The organism is Streptomyces sp. Je 1-369, assembly GCF_026810505.1.
Classification (GTDB): domain Bacteria; phylum Actinomycetota; class Actinomycetes; order Streptomycetales; family Streptomycetaceae; genus Streptomyces.
In genome coordinates, this window is record NZ_CP101750.1 from 5,143,501 (window position 1) to 5,161,272 (window position 17,772).

16 protein-coding genes are annotated in these 17,772 nt (G+C 71.7%); 12 read left to right on the forward strand and 4 right to left on the reverse strand.

From position 1 onward, the window contains the following. Nucleotides 1–265: 265 nt before the first annotated feature. Nucleotides 266–943, forward strand: a complete 678-nt coding sequence (locus tag NOO62_RS23460; protein ID WP_268772858.1) for a DinB family protein — start codon at nt 266–268, stop codon at nt 941–943. Between the two features lie 117 nt (nt 944–1,060). Then, nucleotides 1,061–1,702, forward strand: a complete 642-nt coding sequence (locus NOO62_RS23465; RefSeq protein WP_268772859.1) for a hypothetical protein — start codon at nt 1,061–1,063, stop codon at nt 1,700–1,702. 105 nt (nt 1,703–1,807) lie between these two features. On the opposite strand, the gene NOO62_RS23470 is transcribed toward NOO62_RS23465, so the two are convergent. Beyond that, nucleotides 1,808–2,686 carry a S1 family peptidase gene (locus tag NOO62_RS23470; protein ID WP_268772860.1) on the reverse strand — a complete coding sequence of 293 codons (879 nt, stop codon included), beginning with the start codon at nt 2,684–2,686 and terminating at the stop codon, nt 1,808–1,810. Nucleotides 2,687–2,884: 198 nt separating this feature from the next. Then, nucleotides 2,885–3,808, reverse strand: a complete 924-nt coding sequence (locus NOO62_RS23475) for a hypothetical protein (protein WP_268772861.1) — start codon at nt 3,806–3,808, stop codon at nt 2,885–2,887. A 360-nt stretch (nt 3,809–4,168) separates the two neighbouring features. Here NOO62_RS23475 and NOO62_RS23480 point away from each other — a divergent pair, with 360 nt between their 5' ends. From NOO62_RS23480 to NOO62_RS23520, 9 genes are all read left to right on the forward strand, one after another. Next, nucleotides 4,169–4,891, forward strand: a complete 723-nt coding sequence (locus tag NOO62_RS23480) for a hypothetical protein (protein ID WP_268772862.1) — start codon at nt 4,169–4,171, stop codon at nt 4,889–4,891. A 17-nt stretch (nt 4,892–4,908) separates the two neighbouring features. Further along, nucleotides 4,909–5,745 (forward strand): hypothetical protein, encoded by an 837-nt coding sequence (locus tag NOO62_RS23485; protein ID WP_268772863.1) that lies wholly within the window; start codon nt 4,909–4,911, stop codon nt 5,743–5,745. Next, nucleotides 5,742–7,052, forward strand: a complete 1,311-nt coding sequence (locus NOO62_RS23490; protein ID WP_268772864.1) for a CpaF family protein — start codon at nt 5,742–5,744, stop codon at nt 7,050–7,052. Before NOO62_RS23485 ends, NOO62_RS23490 begins: the two co-directional genes overlap by 4 nt. 7 nt (nt 7,053–7,059) lie before the next feature. Further along, nucleotides 7,060–8,055, forward strand: a complete 996-nt coding sequence (locus tag NOO62_RS23495) for a type II secretion system F family protein (RefSeq protein WP_268772865.1) — start codon at nt 7,060–7,062, stop codon at nt 8,053–8,055. Next, nucleotides 8,052–8,981: a type II secretion system F family protein gene (locus NOO62_RS23500; protein ID WP_268772866.1), complete on the forward strand. Its 930-nt coding sequence runs from the start codon at nt 8,052–8,054 to the stop codon at nt 8,979–8,981. The genes NOO62_RS23495 and NOO62_RS23500 overlap by 4 nt, the downstream gene beginning before the upstream one ends. A gap of 105 nt (nt 8,982–9,086) precedes the next feature. After that, nucleotides 9,087–9,332: a hypothetical protein gene (locus NOO62_RS23505; RefSeq protein WP_150185664.1), complete on the forward strand. Its 246-nt coding sequence runs from the start codon at nt 9,087–9,089 to the stop codon at nt 9,330–9,332. Between the two features lie 125 nt (nt 9,333–9,457). Beyond that, nucleotides 9,458–9,835, forward strand: coding sequence for a TadE family protein (locus tag NOO62_RS23510; RefSeq protein WP_223828450.1), 378 nt, complete (start codon nt 9,458–9,460; stop codon nt 9,833–9,835). Further along, the gene (locus tag NOO62_RS23515; protein ID WP_268772867.1) at nt 9,835–10,257 is read left to right on the forward strand and encodes a TadE/TadG family type IV pilus assembly protein; all 423 of its coding nucleotides are present in this window, start codon (nt 9,835–9,837) and stop codon (nt 10,255–10,257) included. Before NOO62_RS23510 ends, NOO62_RS23515 begins: the two co-directional genes overlap by 1 nt. Further along, nucleotides 10,254–10,736, forward strand: coding sequence for a TadE/TadG family type IV pilus assembly protein (locus tag NOO62_RS23520; protein ID WP_414930869.1), 483 nt, complete (start codon nt 10,254–10,256; stop codon nt 10,734–10,736). The genes NOO62_RS23515 and NOO62_RS23520 overlap by 4 nt, the downstream gene beginning before the upstream one ends. A gap of 12 nt (nt 10,737–10,748) precedes the next feature. Here the strand turns inward: NOO62_RS23520 and NOO62_RS23525 are convergent, their stop codons facing one another. After that, nucleotides 10,749–11,123 (reverse strand): hypothetical protein, encoded by a 375-nt coding sequence (locus NOO62_RS23525; protein WP_268772868.1) that lies wholly within the window; start codon nt 11,121–11,123, stop codon nt 10,749–10,751. 35 nt (nt 11,124–11,158) lie between these two features. Continuing rightward, nucleotides 11,159–14,338, reverse strand: coding sequence for a DUF6531 domain-containing protein (locus tag NOO62_RS23530; RefSeq protein WP_268772869.1), 3,180 nt, complete (start codon nt 14,336–14,338; stop codon nt 11,159–11,161). A 353-nt stretch (nt 14,339–14,691) separates the two neighbouring features. Here NOO62_RS23530 and NOO62_RS23535 point away from each other — a divergent pair, with 353 nt between their 5' ends. Next, complete coding sequence (locus NOO62_RS23535) at nt 14,692–17,772, forward strand: BTAD domain-containing putative transcriptional regulator (RefSeq protein WP_268772870.1); 3,081 nt, start codon at nt 14,692–14,694, stop codon at nt 17,770–17,772.

Sequence of the window (17,772 nt, forward strand, 5' to 3'; positions counted from 1 at the left end):
TAGGTCCGGGTAGGTCCGGGTAGGTCCGGGTCGGGTCGGTCCAGGTCGGTCCGGGGTGTCCCGCCGGGTCGGTCCGGGCCGGGTAGGTCCGGGTAGGTCCGGGTAGGTCCGGGTCGGTCCAGGTCGGTCCGGGTCGGTCCGGCTCGGCTCGGCTCGGTCCGGGGCGGGGGTGCAGTCCGGTTGCCGCTCCCGTCGAGGTCCCGCCGCCAATTTCGGTACGCGGATTTCCGGCGCGGCGCCCGCCCGGCATCGGCATGATGGCCCGATGCCCGACGAGATCCCCGCACCCGACACACCCGCCGTACCTCCCACAACACCCACACCCGCCACACCCCCAAAAGGCCTCACCCCCACCACACCCCTCACCCCCACCACACCCCTCACCCCCACCAAACCCGCCCTCACCCCCACCAAACCCGCCCTCGCCCCCGGCCCCCGCAGAACCGACCCCCCACACGCCGCCGCCGACGAACGCGGCTCACTCGCCGCCTTCCTCCAGTACCAGCGCGAGACCCTCGCGATGAAGTGCGCGGGCCTGACCGCCGAGCAGCTCAAGGAGCGGGCCGTACCGCCCTCGGACATGTCGCTGCTCGGGCTCGTCCGGCACCTGGCGGAGGTGGAGCGGTCCTGGTTCCGCAACGTGCTGAACGGTGAGGCGGCGAACGCCCACTGGACGGGCCGGGCCCCCGGTGAGCCCGCCGACTTCGACGTGGCGGACGCGGACCCCGACGAGGCGTTCGAGATCTGGCACGCGGAGTGCGCCCGCTCCCGCGGCATCGTGGAGTCCCTGAACTGCGCGGGCTCCCTCGACATCACCGTCGACTTCCGCGGAGACACGTACTCACTGCGCTACATCCTCACGCACATGATCGAGGAGTACGCACGCCACAACGGCCACGCCGACCTGCTCAGGGAGCGAATCGACGGAACCACGGGGGAGTAGCAGGGGGAGAGGGAGGGAGCGGTCGCGGCGCAGGCCCCGGAACTCCGCCCCCGTAGGCTGGCGGACGAGAGAACAGTCGGACCGGGGGACGACCGGGGGACGGAAAGGGTGCCAGCCATGGCCCGCTACACAGCACCGCAGACCATCGCGCGCGGAGGCTTCAGCATCAAGGTGCCGGAGACGTGGTGGGAGTTCGACGTGCGCCCCGAGTCGCGCGACGCCGCCATCCGCCAGATGATCAACGACCGCGTCCGGGCCCGCCCGGAGCTCGCCCCACACCGGGAGACGTTCGAGGCGTTCCTGCGCAAGGCGTCGAAGGACGCGTGGCAGTCCGGCGCGCTGTACTGCGGCTGCATGGCGGAGAGCTTCGGCGGCGATACGCCGGTGACGGGTTCGGTCACCGTCTCCCTGGTCGGCGCCCGCACTCCGAACGGCGACGTGCTCCCCACCGAACCGGACCGCATCGTCGCCCAGCTCGGCGTCCGCGAGGCCAAGCGGGAGGGGGACGCGTGGCGGAAGGTCGAGACGGTCGACATCCCGGGCGTGGGCCTCGCGGCCCGCACGTACGGCGTCGAGGACATCTCCGTCCCCGGCGACGAGCGCACCATCCGCGTCGTCCTCATGCAGACCTTCATCCCGGTCCCCGGCCAGGAGGGCAAGGTGGCCCTGGTCTCCGGCAGCAGCCAGCTCCTCGAACTCGCGGACTCCTTCTTCGACATCTTCGACGCGGTGACTTCCACGTTCCGCTTCGCGGAGTAGGCGCACCGACCACGAGGCCGCCCGGCAGGGCCCGGCCCGGCCCGGCTCGGCCCGAGCGCGGCGGTTCACGTGCGCGCGTCCCGGGCCGGTCCGGTCACCCCGCCGCTAGCGGCGGTTCATCGCCCGCTTCACCTTCTTGCCCGCCGCCGACTCGTCCAGCGTCTTCCACAGCTTCGACGAGCTGAGCGACGTGTAGACACCGGGGGCGCCCTGCGCACCGCAGCCGTCGCCGTAGGAGACGACGCCGATGAGGATCGGGGCCTCGCGGCCGGGGACCTTGCGGAAGACGGGGCCGCCGCTGTCGCCCTGGCAGGAGTCCTTCGCCTCGACGCCCGCGCAGAAGTTGACCTTGGCGTCGTACTCCTTGTAGCTCGTCCCGCACTCGGCGTGGGACAGGATCGGCACCTTCACCTGACGCAGGCGGTCGGGCGTGTGCGTCAGTTCCGTGTCCGTGTTGCCCCAGCCCGCGACCGTCGCCTTCTGGCCCGGGCGGATCAGCGCGTCCGTGCCCTGCGTGGGGAGCGCCATGGGCGAGATGCCGCGGACCGGCTTCTCCAGCCGCAGGAAGGCGACGTCGTACGCCTCCTTGCCCTTGAGATAGCGGGGGTGCACGACCACGCCGCCCTTGGCGATGTCGCGTAGCTGGCCCTGCCGCGACGACAGGACCGTACGGCCCACCGCCACCTGGAGCGTCTTCGGCTTGACCGGCTTGCCCGCGTCGTCGACCAGGCAGTGCGCCGCCGTCACGGCCGTGTCGGGCGTGACCAGGCTCGCGCCGCAGAACTGGCGGTCGCGCGCGCCGCCCGGCCCCTTCTCCAGGACCGCCGTCATGAACGGGTAGGCGTCGTTGGGCACTTCGGTGCCGCCGATGATCGCGTGTGCCGCGGGGGCGGAGGTGGCGACCATCGCCAGCGCCGCGCCGGTCGCGGCGATACCGGCGGCTATGGAGGACTTGCGCGTGGGGGTCTTCGGAGGGGTTCTCATGGGGGGTTACGTCTCTTTCGTGCGTCCGTGTGACGGAAATGACGAATCACTCGGCGCGCGAAAAGTCCGTACCAGAAGGCTGTGTCAAACGTTGCGAACTGCTAGGCAGTGAACTGCCCCGCATTTATTAAGTTGTTCAACCATCCCGTACCCATTCCCGCGCGCCGAAAAGAGAGAGGGTGAATGTGTGCGGCGGGTTCATTCCTTCTCTTCCTCGGATTCCTCCGCGTACAACTTCCGCAATTGTGGCGACAGTTCCGGCACCCTCGCGCCCGCCGCCTGCGCCGACGCGAGTGCCCTCACGTACGCCAGTGCCTCCTCGCGCAACGCCCGCTTCTCGTTGCCCTGTCGGCTGCCCGCCAGCCAGACCACGATCGCCAGCGGGATGAGCGCGCCCGCCAGGTAGCCGACGGGGGCGTGCTGCGTGTATCCCCACCCGACCCCGATGCCTCCCGCGAACAGCAGGATCCACCCGGCCTCGTCGTGCCAGCCGCCTTCGTCCGCCCTTGCCTCGTATTGGGATACGGCAGCCGTTTTCACCGGAATCGGGACACTGGTGTCGGCCGGGGCGCTCCCGGTCGGGGCGCCCCCGGTCGGGGTGATCCCCACCTCCCCGTACGAAGGGATCGGCGCCACCCCCTTCCCCGTCCCACCCTCCGACCGCCCCACCAGCCAGTCCGGCACCTGCGTCACCGGCGCCCCGTACGCCGTCGCCGCCCCGATCACCTCGCGGTACCCCGCGAGCAGCGGATGCAGCAACTCCCTCTTCCAGCGGCGCCACACGAGTATCCAGAGCCAGGCCGTCAGGGCCAGCAGAAAGGCCGCCGGGCCGAACCGGAACGTCGGAGGGCGGTCCGCCAGGGCCGGGACCGCGGGGGAGAGGAGTGGCCAGCAGACGCCCGCGACGACCGCCAGCGCACCCAGCCAGCCGGGCGCACTGTTCCCCGCCCCGCGGATCGCCTTGCGGCGTTCCCGCAGGAGCGTCGCCGTCGCCGCGTCGTCCGTGTAGTCGAAGCCGTGCCGTGCACCGATGTCCCGCGCGGCCGCCAGAAGTTGCGGATCCGCGGCCAGGGTTGCGTGGGTTGTGGGGAGGAGTGACGGGTGTTCCGTGGGGGTGCCCATGGTGGCGTCGTGTCCCTTCGCGCGTGGAGAACCGGCCCGGTCCTCCGGGGCGTCATCCTTGAGGCTGACGGATCATGGCACAGGCTCCGGCGCGCGTCACAGAACCCACCCCCAGGCACCCCCAAGCACGTCCGACGACACCGGAACCGAACAGCACGGATCGCGCGTGGATAACGATGACAGCTGTGAGGTTCGCGATCTTTAACGCGCCTTGAGGGGCTTATGTGCTGCTGATACGGTGCGATGACTTGACACCGGACCTGGGGCTGAATAGCCCGTCCGAGACCGGGTGAGAGACCCGCGAGTGTCGCAGATGACGATATTTGACCGAATCTTCTTGGGTGTGCGGGGAGCAGTTGCGTGAAGATCCAGGAGCGTACGGGGGCGGGCAACAACCGTTCTGCCGCACCGGCCCAGCCGGGAGTCGGTGAGCGCCTTCCCGCGCCGCCTCGCGAGCGCAAACCGGCCCTCGCCGCGCTGGCCGTCCTCCTCATCCTCGTCGGTGCCCTCGGCGCCACGGTGCTCGTGCTGCGCGCGGGCGACCGGATCGAGGTCGTGAAGGTGACCAAGCCCATTCAGGCCGGTGAGTCCGTCGTCGAGAACGAGAACATCACCGGCGTGATGGTCGCCAAGGACGACTCCATCAACTACATCCCGTACGAGCAGCGCGGCGCGCTCAAGAAGCTCAAGGCCAAGAGCACCATCCCCGGTGGCGTCGTCGCCGTCGGCGAGATGTTCGGTGCCAAGGCCGAACTGCCGGCCGGGAAGGCTTCTGTGGGCCTCTCCCTGAAGGAGGGCCAATACCCCTCCGACCTCAAGAGCGGCGACACCGTCTCCGTCTTCCCCGTCGTCTCCGGCACCTCCACCGGCAAGGGCTCCAGCGGCGGCAGCGGCTCCACCAGCGGCACGCCCCTGGTCGCCGACGCCAAGGTGAACAGCATCGCGGCCAAGAGCGACGCCACCGTGAGCACCGGAAACCTCAACATCACCCTCGTCGTCCCGCAGGAGGAGGTCGCGGCTCTGGCGAGCGCGGCGTCCGAGGGCAAGGCCGTCGTAGCCCGCGTCTCCGACGACGCCAACTAGAGGCGAGTACAAGAGACATGGCGCTCATCGCACTCGCCGCCGACAAGGGTTCGCCCGGCGTCACCACCGCGGCCGTCGCGCTCGCCGCCGTCTGGCCGCGCCGCGTGCTGGTCGCGGAGACCGACCCGGCCGGCGGCGACCTGGTCTACCGCAGCGCCGCCGCGCACGGCGGACCGCTCAACCCCAACACCGGCATGCTCTCCATCGCGGCCACCGCACGCCGCGGCCTCGTGCCCGACCAGCTCTGGGACCACACGCAGCCGCTGAGCGGCGGCCTCGAAGTACTCGTCGGCCTCGGCATCGCCGAGCAGGCCGCCGGTCTCGCCGGGCTCTGGCCCACCCTCGGCCGCGCCTTCTCGCAGCTCGCCGACTCCCCGCACGCGCCCGCCGACGTCATAGCGGACTGCGGCCGGATCAGCGGCGACAGCCCGGCCGTCGAGCTGTTCCCGCACGCGGCGCTCGTGCTGCTCGTCTCGCGCACCGAGCCCGAGGCCATCGCGCGCGTCCGCGACCGCGCCGCGGCCCTCGCCACCAAGCTGCACGGCGGCCCGCGCGGCGCCGCGTCCCTGGCGCAGCCCCTCATCGGCGTACTCCTGATCGCCGACCCCTCGGCCTCCGCGAAGCTCGTCCACCAGGTCAACGACATGCTGATGGCCGCGCAGACCGGCGCACGCGTCGTGGGCACCCTCGCCGAGGACCCCGCGGGCGCCGACCAGCTGGCCGGACGCCGTCGCGGCAGGCTCGACAAGTCGCTGCTGATCCGCTCCGCGCGCAAGGTGACCGTCGACCTGTACCAGCAGTACGGCGCCGCCTGGACCAACCCCGTCGCGCAGCAGCCCGGGACGGGCCGATGAGCGCACCCGTCGATCACCAGCTCGTCAAGCGGTTCCGGCAGGACGCCGGTGACCGCATCGCCGAGCAGCGCCGCCTCGACCAGGTCTCCGGCGTCACCCCGATGTCGGGCGAGGACGAGCGGCACTACGCCCGCGCCGTCATCGCGCAGATCCTCGAGGAGCACGCGCGCACGGAGATCAACGCCGGGCGCACCCCCCTCGACGCGGAGACCGAGGAGCAGTACGCGGCCGCCGTGCACGCCGCGCTCTTCGGCGTCGGACGGCTCCAGCCGCTGCTCGACGACCCCGAGGTCGAGAACATCGACATCAACGGCTGCGACCAGGTCTTCGTCGGGTACGCCGACGGCCGCGAGGCCAAGGCCGACCCGGTCGCCGAGACGGATGAAGAGCTCGTCGAGCTCATCCAGGTGCTCGGCGCGTACTCGGGCCTGTCGTCCCGCCCCTTCGACTCCGCGAACCCGCAGCTCGACCTGCGGCTGCCCGACGGCTCGCGTCTGTCGGCCGTCATGGACGTCACGCGCCGCCCCGCGCTCTCCATCCGCCGCGCCCGCATGGGCAAGGTCTTCATGTCCGACCTCGTCGGCAACGGCACCATCACGCCGGAGATCGGCCACTTCCTGGCCTGCGCCGTCCGCGCCCGCAAGAACATCATGATCGCGGGCGCCACCAACGCCGGCAAGACGACGCTGCTGCGCGCCCTCGCCAACGAGATCCCGCCGCACGAGCGCCTCGTGACCGTCGAACGCGCCCTGGAGCTCGGCCTCGACCAGTTCGCTGACCTGCACCCCAACGTCGTCGCCTTCGAGGAGCGCCTGCCCAACTCCGAGGGCCAGGGCGAGATCTCGATGGCGGAGCTGGTCCGCAGGTCCCTGCGCATGAACCCCTCCCGCGTCATCGTCGGTGAGGTGCTCGGCGACGAGATCGTGACCATGCTCAACGCGATGTCGCAGGGCAACGACGGCTCGCTCTCCACGATCCACGCCAACAGCTCCAGTGAGGTCTTCAACCGCATCTCGACGTACGCGCTGCAGGCCTCCGAGAGGCTCCCCATCGAGGCGAGCCAGATGCTCGTCGCGGGAGCCGTCAACTTCGTCGTCTTCATCCAGCGGCGCAACAACTACCAGTCCGGCGGCAAGCTCCAGCGCATGGTGACCTCCGTCCGCGAGGTCAACGGCGTCGACGGCCGCGTCCTGTCCAGCGAGGTCTTCGCGGAGGCCCCCGACGGACGGATCGTCGCCCACGCGCCGATCGCCTGCATGGACGAGCTGGCCGCGTACGGCTACCGCCCCGCCGGGCAATGGGGGTGAGCACGACATGAACTCACTGGCCGCACTCGACGGTCTCGGCTCCATGGGCGGCGTCTTCTCGCTGCCCGTCCTGTACGCACTGGGCTGCGGCGTCGCCGCGGGCGGCGGCCTCGCGCTGCTCGCCGTCGCGATCCGCGGCCTGCCCGCCAAGCCCGCGCACGAGAAGCACCGGGCGAGCGAGCGCGCGAGCGAACTCGTCCGCTTCGTGGGCCGGCGCGGCTCCGCCGCCATCGGCGTGGGCCTGGTCGTGCTGCTCCTCACCCGCTGGGCCGTCGCGGGCATCGCGGCGGGCATCCTCGTCTTCTTCTGGGACAAGCTGTTCGGCGGCGCCGCCGAGGAGCGGGCGCAGATGAAGCGGGTCGAGGCCCTCGCCGCCTGGACGGAGTCGCTGCGCGACACCATCGCGGGCGCGGTCGGCCTGGAACAGGCGATCCCCGCGTCCGCGCGGGCCGCCGCCCCGGTGCTCCGCCCCCACCTGGACGCGCTCGTGGACCGCCTCCGCGCACGCACCCCGCTCCCCGAGGCCCTCCAGATACTCGCCGACGAGATCGACGACGCCTCGGCGGACATCATCGTCGCGGCCCTGATCCTCAACGCCAAGCTGCGCGGCCCCGGCCTGCGCCAGGTCCTCGGCGCGCTCGCCAAGTCGGCGCGCGAGGAGGTCGACATGCGGCAGCGCGTCATGGCGCAGCGCGCCTCGACCCGACGCTCGGTGCAGATCGTGGTCGCCGTCTCCATCGCGTTCGTGCTCGGCCTCTCCATCTTCAACCGCGAGTTCGTCGAGCCGTACGGCACGCCGGTCGGCCAGCTCGTCCTCGCCTTGGTCTGCGCGCTGTTCGCGCTCGGCTTCTGGTGGCTGCGGAAGCTGTCGACGGTGGAGACGCCGGACCGCTTCCTGGTCAAGGACGAGCCGGGCGTCCAGTTCGTACGTCCCCGGGGCCCCGGCGCCGCCCCGCAGACCCTGCCGGGCCACACCAACCCGTCCGAGGGGGTACGACGATGAGCCTGACCATGCCGGTACTGATAGGCGCGATCCTCGGCCTCGGCATCTTCGTCCTCGTACGCGCCCTGATGCCGTCGAAGCGCAGCGCGATCGCGACCGTCGCGCGCATCGACGCGATGCGGGCGCGCGGCGCGGCGTACGAGTCGCAGCGGGCCACGACGGACACCGAGAACCCCGGCCGGTTCGGCACGATGCGCGGCCGCGTGGGCCAGCGGGTCGCCGACTTCTACCTCCAGCAGGGCTGGGAGCAGCGCTCGCTCCGCGCCGACCTGGCGGTCCTCGACCGCAGCTGGGAGAAGTTCCTGGCGACGAAGGTGCTGCTCGCCGCGGCCGGCGTGTTCTTCGGCCCGTTCCTCTTCGCCGTCATCTACACGCTCGGCGTCGGCCGCAGCCCGATCATCCCGGTGTGGCTGGCGCTGATGTTCGGCGCGCTCTTCTTCTTCCTGCCCGACCTGGAAGTACGCAGGGACGCGGCGGACAAGCGGCGCGACCTGCGCCGCGTCATCGGCGCCTATCTCGACCTGGTGTCGATGAGCCTCGCGGGCGGCCGCGGTCTCCCCGAGGCGCTCATGGCGGCGGCGGAGGTCTCCGACGGATGGGCGACGCAACGTATCCGAAGCGCTCTGGCCGACGCCCGCATCACCGGCGTCAGCCAGTGGCAGGCACTCGGCTCGCTCGGTGAGGAACTGGGCGTGGAGGAGCTGAAGGACCTGTCGGCGTCCCTGGCGCTGGTGGCGGACGACGGCGCGAAGGTGCGCGAGTCCCTCGCCTCCCGCGCGGAGACGATGCGACACCGCGAACTGGCCGAGATCGAGGGCAGTGCGGGCGAGAAATCCCAGTCGATGCTGGTCGCGCAGCTGCTGCTGTGCGCGGGCTTCCTGGTCTTCCTCATCTTCCCGGCGGCGATGCGCGTGTTCCAGGTCTGATGCGCGTGTGCCGGATCTGATGCGCGTGCGCCAGGACCAGGTGGCGCCGACGACAACGGGGGTCGGCGCTTCTTCCCCCCACCAACTCTGAGAGGACTACTCATCATGAACGGACGGAACTTCAGTCACCCGGCTGTCGACTTCCTCGTGGCCTTCCTGAAGGGCCGCGTGGAGCGAGCCCGCTCCGGCGAGCTCGACCGCGGCGCGTCCGCGGTCGAGTGGGTCATCATCTCGGCGGTCGTCGTGGCGATCGTCGGCGTGGTGGCCGCGGTGATCAACGCGGCGCTGAAGGGCGGCGCGGACAAGGTCAGCGACTGCATCAAGGGCGCGGACGCGGGCAGCACCTGCTGACCGTCGGACGGTTCACTGTTCGCGGCATCGTGAGAGACGACGGGGTTCGAGTGCGGAGATCGCGGGGGATACGGGGATTCGTACGCCGCAGGGTGGAGGCCGCCTCCACCCGCGGCGAATCCGGCATGACCGCGATCGAGTTCGTGCTGCTCACCCCGGTGCTGTTCTTCATGATCTTCGCGACGGTGCAGTTCGCCCTGTACTTCTTCGCGGACCACGTCGCCCAGGCGGCGGCGCAGGCGGGCGCGCGCAAGGCCCGCGCCACGGCCGACGAGAACGCGGGCGGCTGGCGGGGCGAGGCACGTGACGTGGCCGACGCGTACATCCGCCAGCTCGGACCGAAGCTCGTGCTCGGCCCGGACGTGAAGACGATCCAGCCGGAGCAGAACACGGTCGGCGTGGAGATCACGGCACGGGTCCCCACGGTCTTCCCGGGCCTGGACCTGGACGTGCACGCGCGGTCGGCGGGCCCCGTCGAGCGTTTCGTGGAGGACAACGGCTGATGCGGAACGTACGCCTTCGCCTGCGCGACGACCGTGGCCTCTCCACGGTCGAAGTGGTGATCCTGGCCCCGGTGATGATCCTCCTCATCCTGGTCCTCGTCGCCTTCGGCCAGCTCGTCGACGGCCGCGGAGCCATCGACGGCGCGGCGCGCGACGCCGCACGCGCGGGCTCGATCCAGAAGGAACACGGCACGGCGCTCGCGGAAGCACGCGCGGCGGCACGGGCCGACCTGGCGGACGTCTGCTCGGGCCCGGTCTCGGTGGTCCAGAAGAGCGAGGGCTTCGACGAAACCGTCGACCCGTTCTTCACGGTGGAGGTCAGCTGCGAGGTCAGGGGACTCGCCATGCTCGGCCTGGACATCCCGACGACGCTGGAGGCCACCTTCAGCTCCCCGCTGGACCCGTACCGGAGGCAGGCGTGACACGCCGCACCGCCACTGCCGCCACCGTCGCCGTACGCGACTGGTTCGTGTCCCGCCGCACCCGCCTCGACGACCGGGGCTCGGGCGCCGGCGCGGTCATCATCTTCGCGATCGTCTTCCTCGCGCTCGCCGCGTTCGTCATCGACGGCGGCCTCTCCATCTCCAAGCGGGAACGCGCCGCGGACATCGCGGAACAGGCCGCGCGCTACGCAGCCCAGGACCTGGACCTCGAAGGCATATACGAGGGCGTCAAGGGCGCCCCCATCAACTTCGAGAACTGCGACGCGCGGGTGGCGGCGTACGTGGCGGAGGCGGGCCTCAAGGGCGCGGACGTCGCCAACACGCACTGTGTGACGGCCAACCCGCAACAGGTCGAGGTCGAGGTCCAGATGACGTACAGCCCGGTGTTCACGGGGATGTTCTACGGCGGGGACGTGACGGTGCGGGGACGAGCGGTGGCGGAGAACGAGGTGGGCTGAGGCTCAGCAGGGCTACTTCTCGCCCTCCTTGCCCTTTCCGCCGCTCTTCCCCTGACCCTTCCCCTTCCCCGTCCCCTCCTTCTCCTTGACCGCGTCGTTGATCTTCTTCGTCAGGTCGTCCTCGAGCTTCTTGAACTCGCGGACCACCGCGTCGGACAGGTCGGCGAGCTGGTCCAGCTGCTGGCCGATGTCCTCGCGGCCGTCCTCCCAGTTGGACTCGAAGTCGTCCAGGGAGTCGTAGACGCCGCCGTCGCCGATGTCGTCCTTGTAGGACTCGAAGGTCTTCTTCGTACGGTTCATGCGGGTCTTGATGGAGCGCAGCCTGCTGCCGTAGTCCTCGAGATCGGTGAGCGGGATCGAAAGGTCGCTCTTGCCCTTGGCGCCCATGGTTGTTGTCCCCTCCCCTTAGGTGCCTGGACAGCTTAGGTGAGGTAGCGGGCGGTTTCTGGGTCGTAGTAACGGGAGCCGGCGTAGTGCAGGCCCGTTTCGGGGTCGAAGTACTGGCCCGGGAAACGCAGGGGCGTGTACGCCGTGCTGTTCGACGGCCACGCGGTCGTGCCCCCGAGCGTGCTGCGGGCCCGCCACGCGACGGTGCCGCCTTCGTCCACGAGTTCCGTCGGCGTTCCCGCGAGGTCGGTGAGGATCGTGAAGGAGCGGGAGTCGATGGCGTCGGGGGAGGGCGCGCCGGTCGTCGGCAGGAGGCGTTCCGTTTGCGTGATGGGGTGGTGGGCCTCGTAGTCCCAGGTCAGGCTCACCGGGCGCGGCAGGTCCCGCGCCGTCGTCGTCTGTTCGCAGAGCGTCGTGCCGTCCCATGTGAAGTCGGTGCGCTCGACCACGGTTTCGGGTTCGCCCTCGGGCCCGAGTCGCTGTTTCGAGAGGCGGCGGCCCAGTGGGTCGTACGTGTAGCGCCAGCGCGTGCCGTCCGGGGTGGTCACCGACGCGAGGCGGTCCTCCGCGTCCCACGTGTAGCGCCACGTCTGCGGGGGGTGGGGCCGCCCCGGTTTCCGGCGCAGGACCATGCGGCCCAGCGCGTCGTACGCGTAGCCGGTGTGGCCGGCGCGCGTGAGGTGTGTTCCGTTGTACTCCCGGGGGCCCGCGGACTCGTGGCCCGGGTGGCTGTCGGGCCAGGCGGCGTGCGTCTGGTCGCCCGCGGCGTCGTAGGCGTACGTCTCCGTCCAGCCGTGGGCGGACACGGCCGTCACCCGGCCCACCGGGTCGAGTTGGAAGTGGCGGTCGCCGGAGAGCCGGTCGTCGAGGGCGGTGAGGACTCCGTCGGCGCGATAGGCGTAGGCGCGGTACTGGATCGGGCTGCCGTCGGGTGCCGTCACCGTGTGAGTGGTGAGGCGGCCGACTTCGTCGTAGGCGCGCTCCAGGGTCACGCATGCGCCGTCGGCGGAGTGCGGGAGGGCGGCGGCCGCGATGCGCCGGGCCGTCTCCCTGCCCGCCGCGTCCCGCTCGAATTCCACGGTCCGGCCGTCGGGCGCGGTGAGCCGGGTGCGGCGGCCCGCCGCGTCGTACTCCCAGCTGCTGGTCGCCCCCGTCGGAGTCGTGCGTCCCGTACGACGGCCCGCATCGTCGTACGCGTACGTGAGGGGCCCGCGCCCGTCGACCGTCTCGGAGAGCAGCCGCCCGGAAGGGGATCGCAGCAGGGTGAGTCGGCAGTCGGGGCCGACCGCTTCGACCAGGTTGCCGGACAGGTCGTACGCGAAGGTGGTGACCGCCTCGGTTGTCTCCTTGCGGATCAGCCGGTCCAGCGCGTCGTAGGTGAACGAGATCGCCTCTCCGACCGCGTTCGTACGGGTCACGACGCGGCCCGCGGCGTCGTACGCGTAGGACGTGGTGCGGCCGTCGAAGTCCGTCTCCGCGATCAGGCGGCCCGCGGCATCGTGCTGGTACGTCCAGGACAGGCCCTGCGGGTTGTCCACGCGGGTGAGGCGCAGGGACGCGTCGTAGTCGAAATGGTGGCGTGCTCCGTCGGCGCCGACACGCGCGGCGAGCAGGTCGAAGTGGGTGTACTCGAACGACGAGACCTGGCCCAGCTGGTCGGTGTGGGCGACGCGGTTGCCCTCGCCGTCGTACGTCCAGGACTCCGCCGCGCCGTCAGGAGTCGTGCGCCCGATGAGCCGCCCCTCCGTCGACCACGCGAGGCGCGTGGTGTGACGGAGGGGATCGGTGAGGGCCGTGGGGCGCCCCAGCGCGTCGCGCTGCCAGACCGTGACGGCGCCCAGCGGGTCCGTGACCTTGAGCGGCAGGCCCGCGCCGTCGCACCGCACGGTGGTCGTGTTGCCGGCCTCGTCGGTGACCGAGAGAGGGTGTCCCGCGGGCGTGTAGGCGTTGTGGACGGTCACGCCGGACGGCTCGGTGACCGACGTGCAGTTGCCGCGCTCGTCGTACGTGTACTGCCACGTGGTGCCGTCGGGCAGGTCGACGACCGTCTTGAGGTTCAGGTCGTTGTAGGCGACGCGGATGACGGCGCCGTCGGGCCGCGTCAGCTCCGTCGGCAGGCCCAGTTCGTTGTTGACGTACGCCGTGGTGTGCCCGAGCTGGTCCGTCGTGGCGGCGACGTGGTGCAGCGCGTCGTACGTGGTCGTGACCGTCGCGCCGAGCGGGTCGGTCTCGGCGACGACCAGGCAGTGGTCGTCGACGGCGAAGCGCGAGGTGGCGCCCCCGGCCGTGGTGACCTCGGTGACGCGGCACCCCGGCCGGGCGGGGTCGGGCACGTCGTACGTGAAGGTGTGGGCCATGTGCCCGGCCATGCCCCGCTGGGCGACACAGCGGTCCTGGTCGTCGTAGGCGTAGGTGTAGCGACTGTTGTTCGTGTCCTCCCACGCGGTGAGGCGCAGCCGCTCGTCGTACGTGAACCGCGTCGGCAGGCCGGAGGAGTTGGTGACGGCGGTGAGGTTGCCGTCGGTGTAGCCGTACCGCTTGACGACGAGGTCGTCGCCGCTGCCGTCCGCGGCGGCGCCCGCCACGCCGAGCGCGGTGACGCGCCCCTCCTCGACGGTCAGCATCACGTAGTAGCCGCCGCTGTGGAGGATCGCGCGCGGGGCGCCCTCCGTGTCGTGGTCGAAGTCGACGGTGTTGCGGTTGCGGTCCGAGATCATGGTCAGCAGGGCCACGCCGTCGTCCTCGCGGGGCGCGGCGAAGCGGCGGGCGATGCCGGTGACCGGGTCGGTGACGCGGTAGCCGCCGTCGGCGAGGCGTTTCAGGGGCCATCGGGGGCCGGACTCGGGCAGGACGAGCGCGGCGGGTGCGTCCGGCGCGTCCCGTTCCGTCGGGTGCGGGTACGTGAGGAGCATGCCGTCCTCCGTGACGAACACGATCCCGTCCTCGTCGACTTCGAGGCGCTGGTCGATCGTGGACGTCCACATCGGCCCGAACCAGCCGCCGGACCGATAGCCCGAGGCGACCCGGCGGGTGAAATCCAGCGGCAGCGTGCCGGGCAGCGAGAGGTCCGTCTCCTCCAGGAACATCTGCCCGGTGGCGACGTCGACCGCGTCACCGCAGCTTCTGATCCTGCTCCTGACGCGGCCGTACGCGCCCGGCTCCCCGCCCTTGACCGCCGTACGGGCCGACTTGGATCCCTTGAGCCCGTCGTTCAACCCCGGAGCCCCTTTCCTGATTCGGCCACATCCATGAGGCCTGCCTGGTCCTTTGTGTGCCCAGTATCGGCGCATGGTTCGAAGGATCCAGGGCGGCGAGGATCCGTACCGGAACTGTGACGGGGACCCCCGATCCGTACAACCGCAAGCTCAGCGCCGCCGACGGACCGCACGCCCCGCACGCGAAGGAAACGGGCCTATCGGATGCGGCGGGAGGAAGCGGGCCGACGGTCCGGCGCCCGGGACCGTCCGGGCCTGTCTGACGTCCGACCCCTTCCGTAACATCACCTCAGTAGGCTCACCCGACCCCTCTGACCATCCACTCCTCCCCACAGGACACCAGGACACCTGCCATGGCGCGCACCACCTCACGCTCGACGAGCCCGCCGAACCCGCGGTCCCCGCGGAACCGGACGCCGCAGCCGTTGCCGCGGCGCAGGCGCACCGCGGGGGACTTCGTCAAGGCCTTCCTCGCGTTCGTAGCGCTGGCCGTGCTCCTCGTCGGCGTGCCCGGAGCCCTCGCCGTCTTCGTGGGGTGGCCGCTGCCGGGCGGTACGCCGTCGCTGAACTGGCTGCAGCAGGAGATCACGGTCAGTACGTTCATCAACGTACTGACCGTCGTCGTCTGGTTCGCCTGGGCGCAGTTCACCGCCTGCGTACTCGTCGAGATAAAGGCCGCGCTCTCCGGAGTCGGCATCCCGGGCCGGGTGCCGGGTGCCGGTGGCAGTCAGATGCTCGCGCGGCAGCTCGTCGCCGCCGTGCTGCTCGTCGGCGCCACCGCGGCCAGCTTCGCGCCGGGACTCTCGCAGTTCGGGCAGTCCCTGGAGGGCAACCAGAAGCCTGCGTCCGCCGCGAGCGCCCAGCAGACCCCCGGCCTCTTCGGGCAGGAGCAGCAGGCCGCGGCGACCGCGGCCGACGCGCTGGCCGCGCAGGCCGACCAGGCCGCCGCGCGCGCCGACGGGGGCGGCGGCAACACCGCCAGGGACGGGGACACGAAGTACTACCGGATCCAGCCCCCCGAGGGGCGCCACCACGACTCCCTGTGGGAGGTCGCGGAGCGGCACCTCGGTGACGGCCGCCGGTACAAGGAGATCTACCAGCTCAACAAGGACCGTGAGCAGCCCGACGGTTCGAAGCTGAGCGAGGCCAGCCTCATCCGGCCCGGCTGGATCATGGAGATGCCCGCGGACGCGCATGGCGGCGAGCTCGTCGAGATGCCCGACGAGGCGCCCAAGGTCTCCGAGGACGTCAAGGAGCAGATCTCCGACTACTCGAAGACGGGCGATCAGCGGCAGGGCGGCGGAGCCCAAGAGGGTGGTGGGCAGCAGGGCGGCGGAGCCCAAGAGGGTGGTGGGCAGCAGGGCGGCGGCTCCGTCGACCGCGACACCGCTCACATCGTCCTCCCCGAGCAGCGCCCCGCCGCACCGGAGAAGCCCGCCATGCCGCAGGCCCCGGAGACCCCTTCCGCGGAAAGTCCCTCCGCCGAGGCTCCCTCCGCCACGGTCGGCAGCGACTCCGAAGGCTTCGACTTCGGGCTGCCTGAGGCGCTCCTCGGCGCGCCCCTCCTCGCCGCGGGACTGCTCGGCGCGCTCGGCCGCCGGCGCCGCCACGCCCTGTGGCAGTCGGCCATGGGCGCCGTCGGCGGGCGCGGCGGAATGCAGCCGCCGACGCCGACCGGCGCCGCGGCGGACGTGCAGGACGCGCTGCTCGTGGGCGCCGACCCCGAGGGCGTACGCCTCCTCGACCGGTCGCTGCGCGGCCTCGCCGCCTCGCTCGCCGAGGAGAACCGCCCCCTGCCGACCGTGTACGCGGCCTGGCTGACCAACGGCGACCTGCACCTCCAGCTCGCCACGCCCGCAGGACGCCCGCCCGCGCCCTGGCAGCTGGGCCAGGACCAGACGTTCTGGGTGCTCTCGCGCGCCGACGCCGAGCGGTACGAGGACGTGGACACGGCCGCGCCCTACCCCGGTCTCGTCTGCCTGGGCACCCTGGACGACTCGCGACTCCTCCTCAACCTGGAGGCCGTGCCCGGCATCGTGTCGCTGAGCGGCAGCGAGGCCGACCGCGCCGCCGTCTTCGCGTCGGTCGCCGCCGAACTCGCCACCAACGGCTGGTCGGACCGGATGACCATCACCGTCGTCGGCTTCGGCCAGGACCTCACGCCGCTCGCGCCCAACCGCCTCCGCCACCTGGAGGACGTCGAGGCCCTCATCGAGACGATGGAGGCCGAGACGCGGCAGCGGCGCGGCGCGCTCGGCGCCGCCGGGCACGACTCCGTGCTCACCGGCCGCACCGGCCCCGCCCAGCACACCCGCTGGGCCCCGCACCTGGTGCTGCTCGCCGCCGAGCCGAGCGCGGAGGACGCGGTCAGGCTCGCCGAACTCGCCGCGGACGCGAGCCGCCTGGGCATCGGCTACCTCGTCGGCGCGGAGTCCGGGGACCTGCCCGGCGCCGCCTGGGAGATGGAGATCACCCGCGACGGCAAGCTGCTCGCGCCGCTGCTCGGACTCGAACTCGCCGCGCAGGCGCTCCCCGAGGCCCAGCAGCGCGCCGTCGTCCAGCTGTTCACGGACGCCGACCCGGAGGGTTCCGGCAGCCCCACGGGCCCCGGCGACGGCCCCACGGGCGCCGCGCCGCCGTTCCTCGTCGACGTCACCGAGCAGGGCCGCCCCGCGGTCTACGCACGTCTCGTCGGAACGTACGAGATCATCGGCCTCGAAACCCCGGACGGCGAGCGCAGCCCGCTGATGCACGAGGCGCTGGCCCTGCTGCTCCTGCACCGCGAGGGAGTGCACCCCCGGGTGCTCGCCTCCGCGCTGTGGCCGCGCGGCGTCACCGACGACGTGCGGGACGCGCTCGTCGACCGGCTGCGCGACTGGCTCGGCACCGAGCCCGACGGCTCGCCGAGGCTGCGCGCCGACCGCACCGGCCGTCTCACGCTCGCCAAGTCGGTGGTCTCCGACCTGGACGTGCTGCGGTCGCTCTACCACGAGGCGACGCAGGGGCGCGGCGCCGGCAACCGCGCGGTGCGCGGCCGGATGCTCACCGACGCGCTGGTCCTGGTGCGCGGTCCGCTGCTCGCCGACCGGCCGCAGGGGCGGTACGGCTGGCTGACACACGAGATCATCGACGCCCAGCTCCCGCTGCTCGTCGCCGACATCGGGCTCGCGCTCTCCGAGTTCCACCTGGAGAAGAACCGCGCGGAGAAGGCGATCGAGGCGCTCAACGCGGCGCTGGGCTCGGCGCCCGGCGACGAACGCCTCTGGAACGAGCTGCTCCGCGCCACGCACGCCACGGAGGACCCGGCCCGCCTCCAGCAGGTCGCCGCGGACCTCATGGCCCGCAGCGGCGCACGCGGACTGCCGCCGCGCACGGAGGCGCTCCTTGACGAGCTGCTGCCGACGTGGCGCAGCGGCGTCACGGCGGCGGGCTGA

Excerpts from the sequence above, each read along its gene's own strand:
- NOO62_RS23535 (WP_268772870.1), top strand. The coding sequence starts at position 14,692 with ATGGCGCGCACCACCTCACGCTCGACGAGCCCGCCGAACCCGCGGTCC.
- NOO62_RS23515 (WP_268772867.1), top strand. The coding sequence starts at position 9,835 with ATGCGGAACGTACGCCTTCGCCTGCGCGACGACCGTGGCCTCTCCACG.
- NOO62_RS23470 (WP_268772860.1), bottom strand. The coding sequence starts at position 2,686 with ATGAGAACCCCTCCGAAGACCCCCACGCGCAAGTCCTCCATAGCCGCC.
- NOO62_RS23500 (WP_268772866.1), top strand. The coding sequence starts at position 8,052 with ATGAGCCTGACCATGCCGGTACTGATAGGCGCGATCCTCGGCCTCGGC.
- NOO62_RS23510 (WP_223828450.1), top strand. The coding sequence starts at position 9,458 with ATGACCGCGATCGAGTTCGTGCTGCTCACCCCGGTGCTGTTCTTCATG.
- NOO62_RS23495 (WP_268772865.1), top strand. The coding sequence starts at position 7,060 with ATGAACTCACTGGCCGCACTCGACGGTCTCGGCTCCATGGGCGGCGTC.
- NOO62_RS23525 (WP_268772868.1), bottom strand. The coding sequence starts at position 11,123 with ATGGGCGCCAAGGGCAAGAGCGACCTTTCGATCCCGCTCACCGATCTC.
- NOO62_RS23505 (WP_150185664.1), top strand. The coding sequence starts at position 9,087 with ATGAACGGACGGAACTTCAGTCACCCGGCTGTCGACTTCCTCGTGGCC.
- NOO62_RS23485 (WP_268772863.1), top strand. The coding sequence starts at position 4,909 with ATGGCGCTCATCGCACTCGCCGCCGACAAGGGTTCGCCCGGCGTCACC.
- NOO62_RS23465 (WP_268772859.1), top strand. The coding sequence starts at position 1,061 with ATGGCCCGCTACACAGCACCGCAGACCATCGCGCGCGGAGGCTTCAGC.
- NOO62_RS23490 (WP_268772864.1), top strand. The coding sequence starts at position 5,742 with ATGAGCGCACCCGTCGATCACCAGCTCGTCAAGCGGTTCCGGCAGGAC.
- NOO62_RS23460 (WP_268772858.1), top strand. The coding sequence starts at position 266 with ATGCCCGACGAGATCCCCGCACCCGACACACCCGCCGTACCTCCCACA.
- NOO62_RS23475 (WP_268772861.1), bottom strand. The coding sequence starts at position 3,808 with ATGGGCACCCCCACGGAACACCCGTCACTCCTCCCCACAACCCACGCA.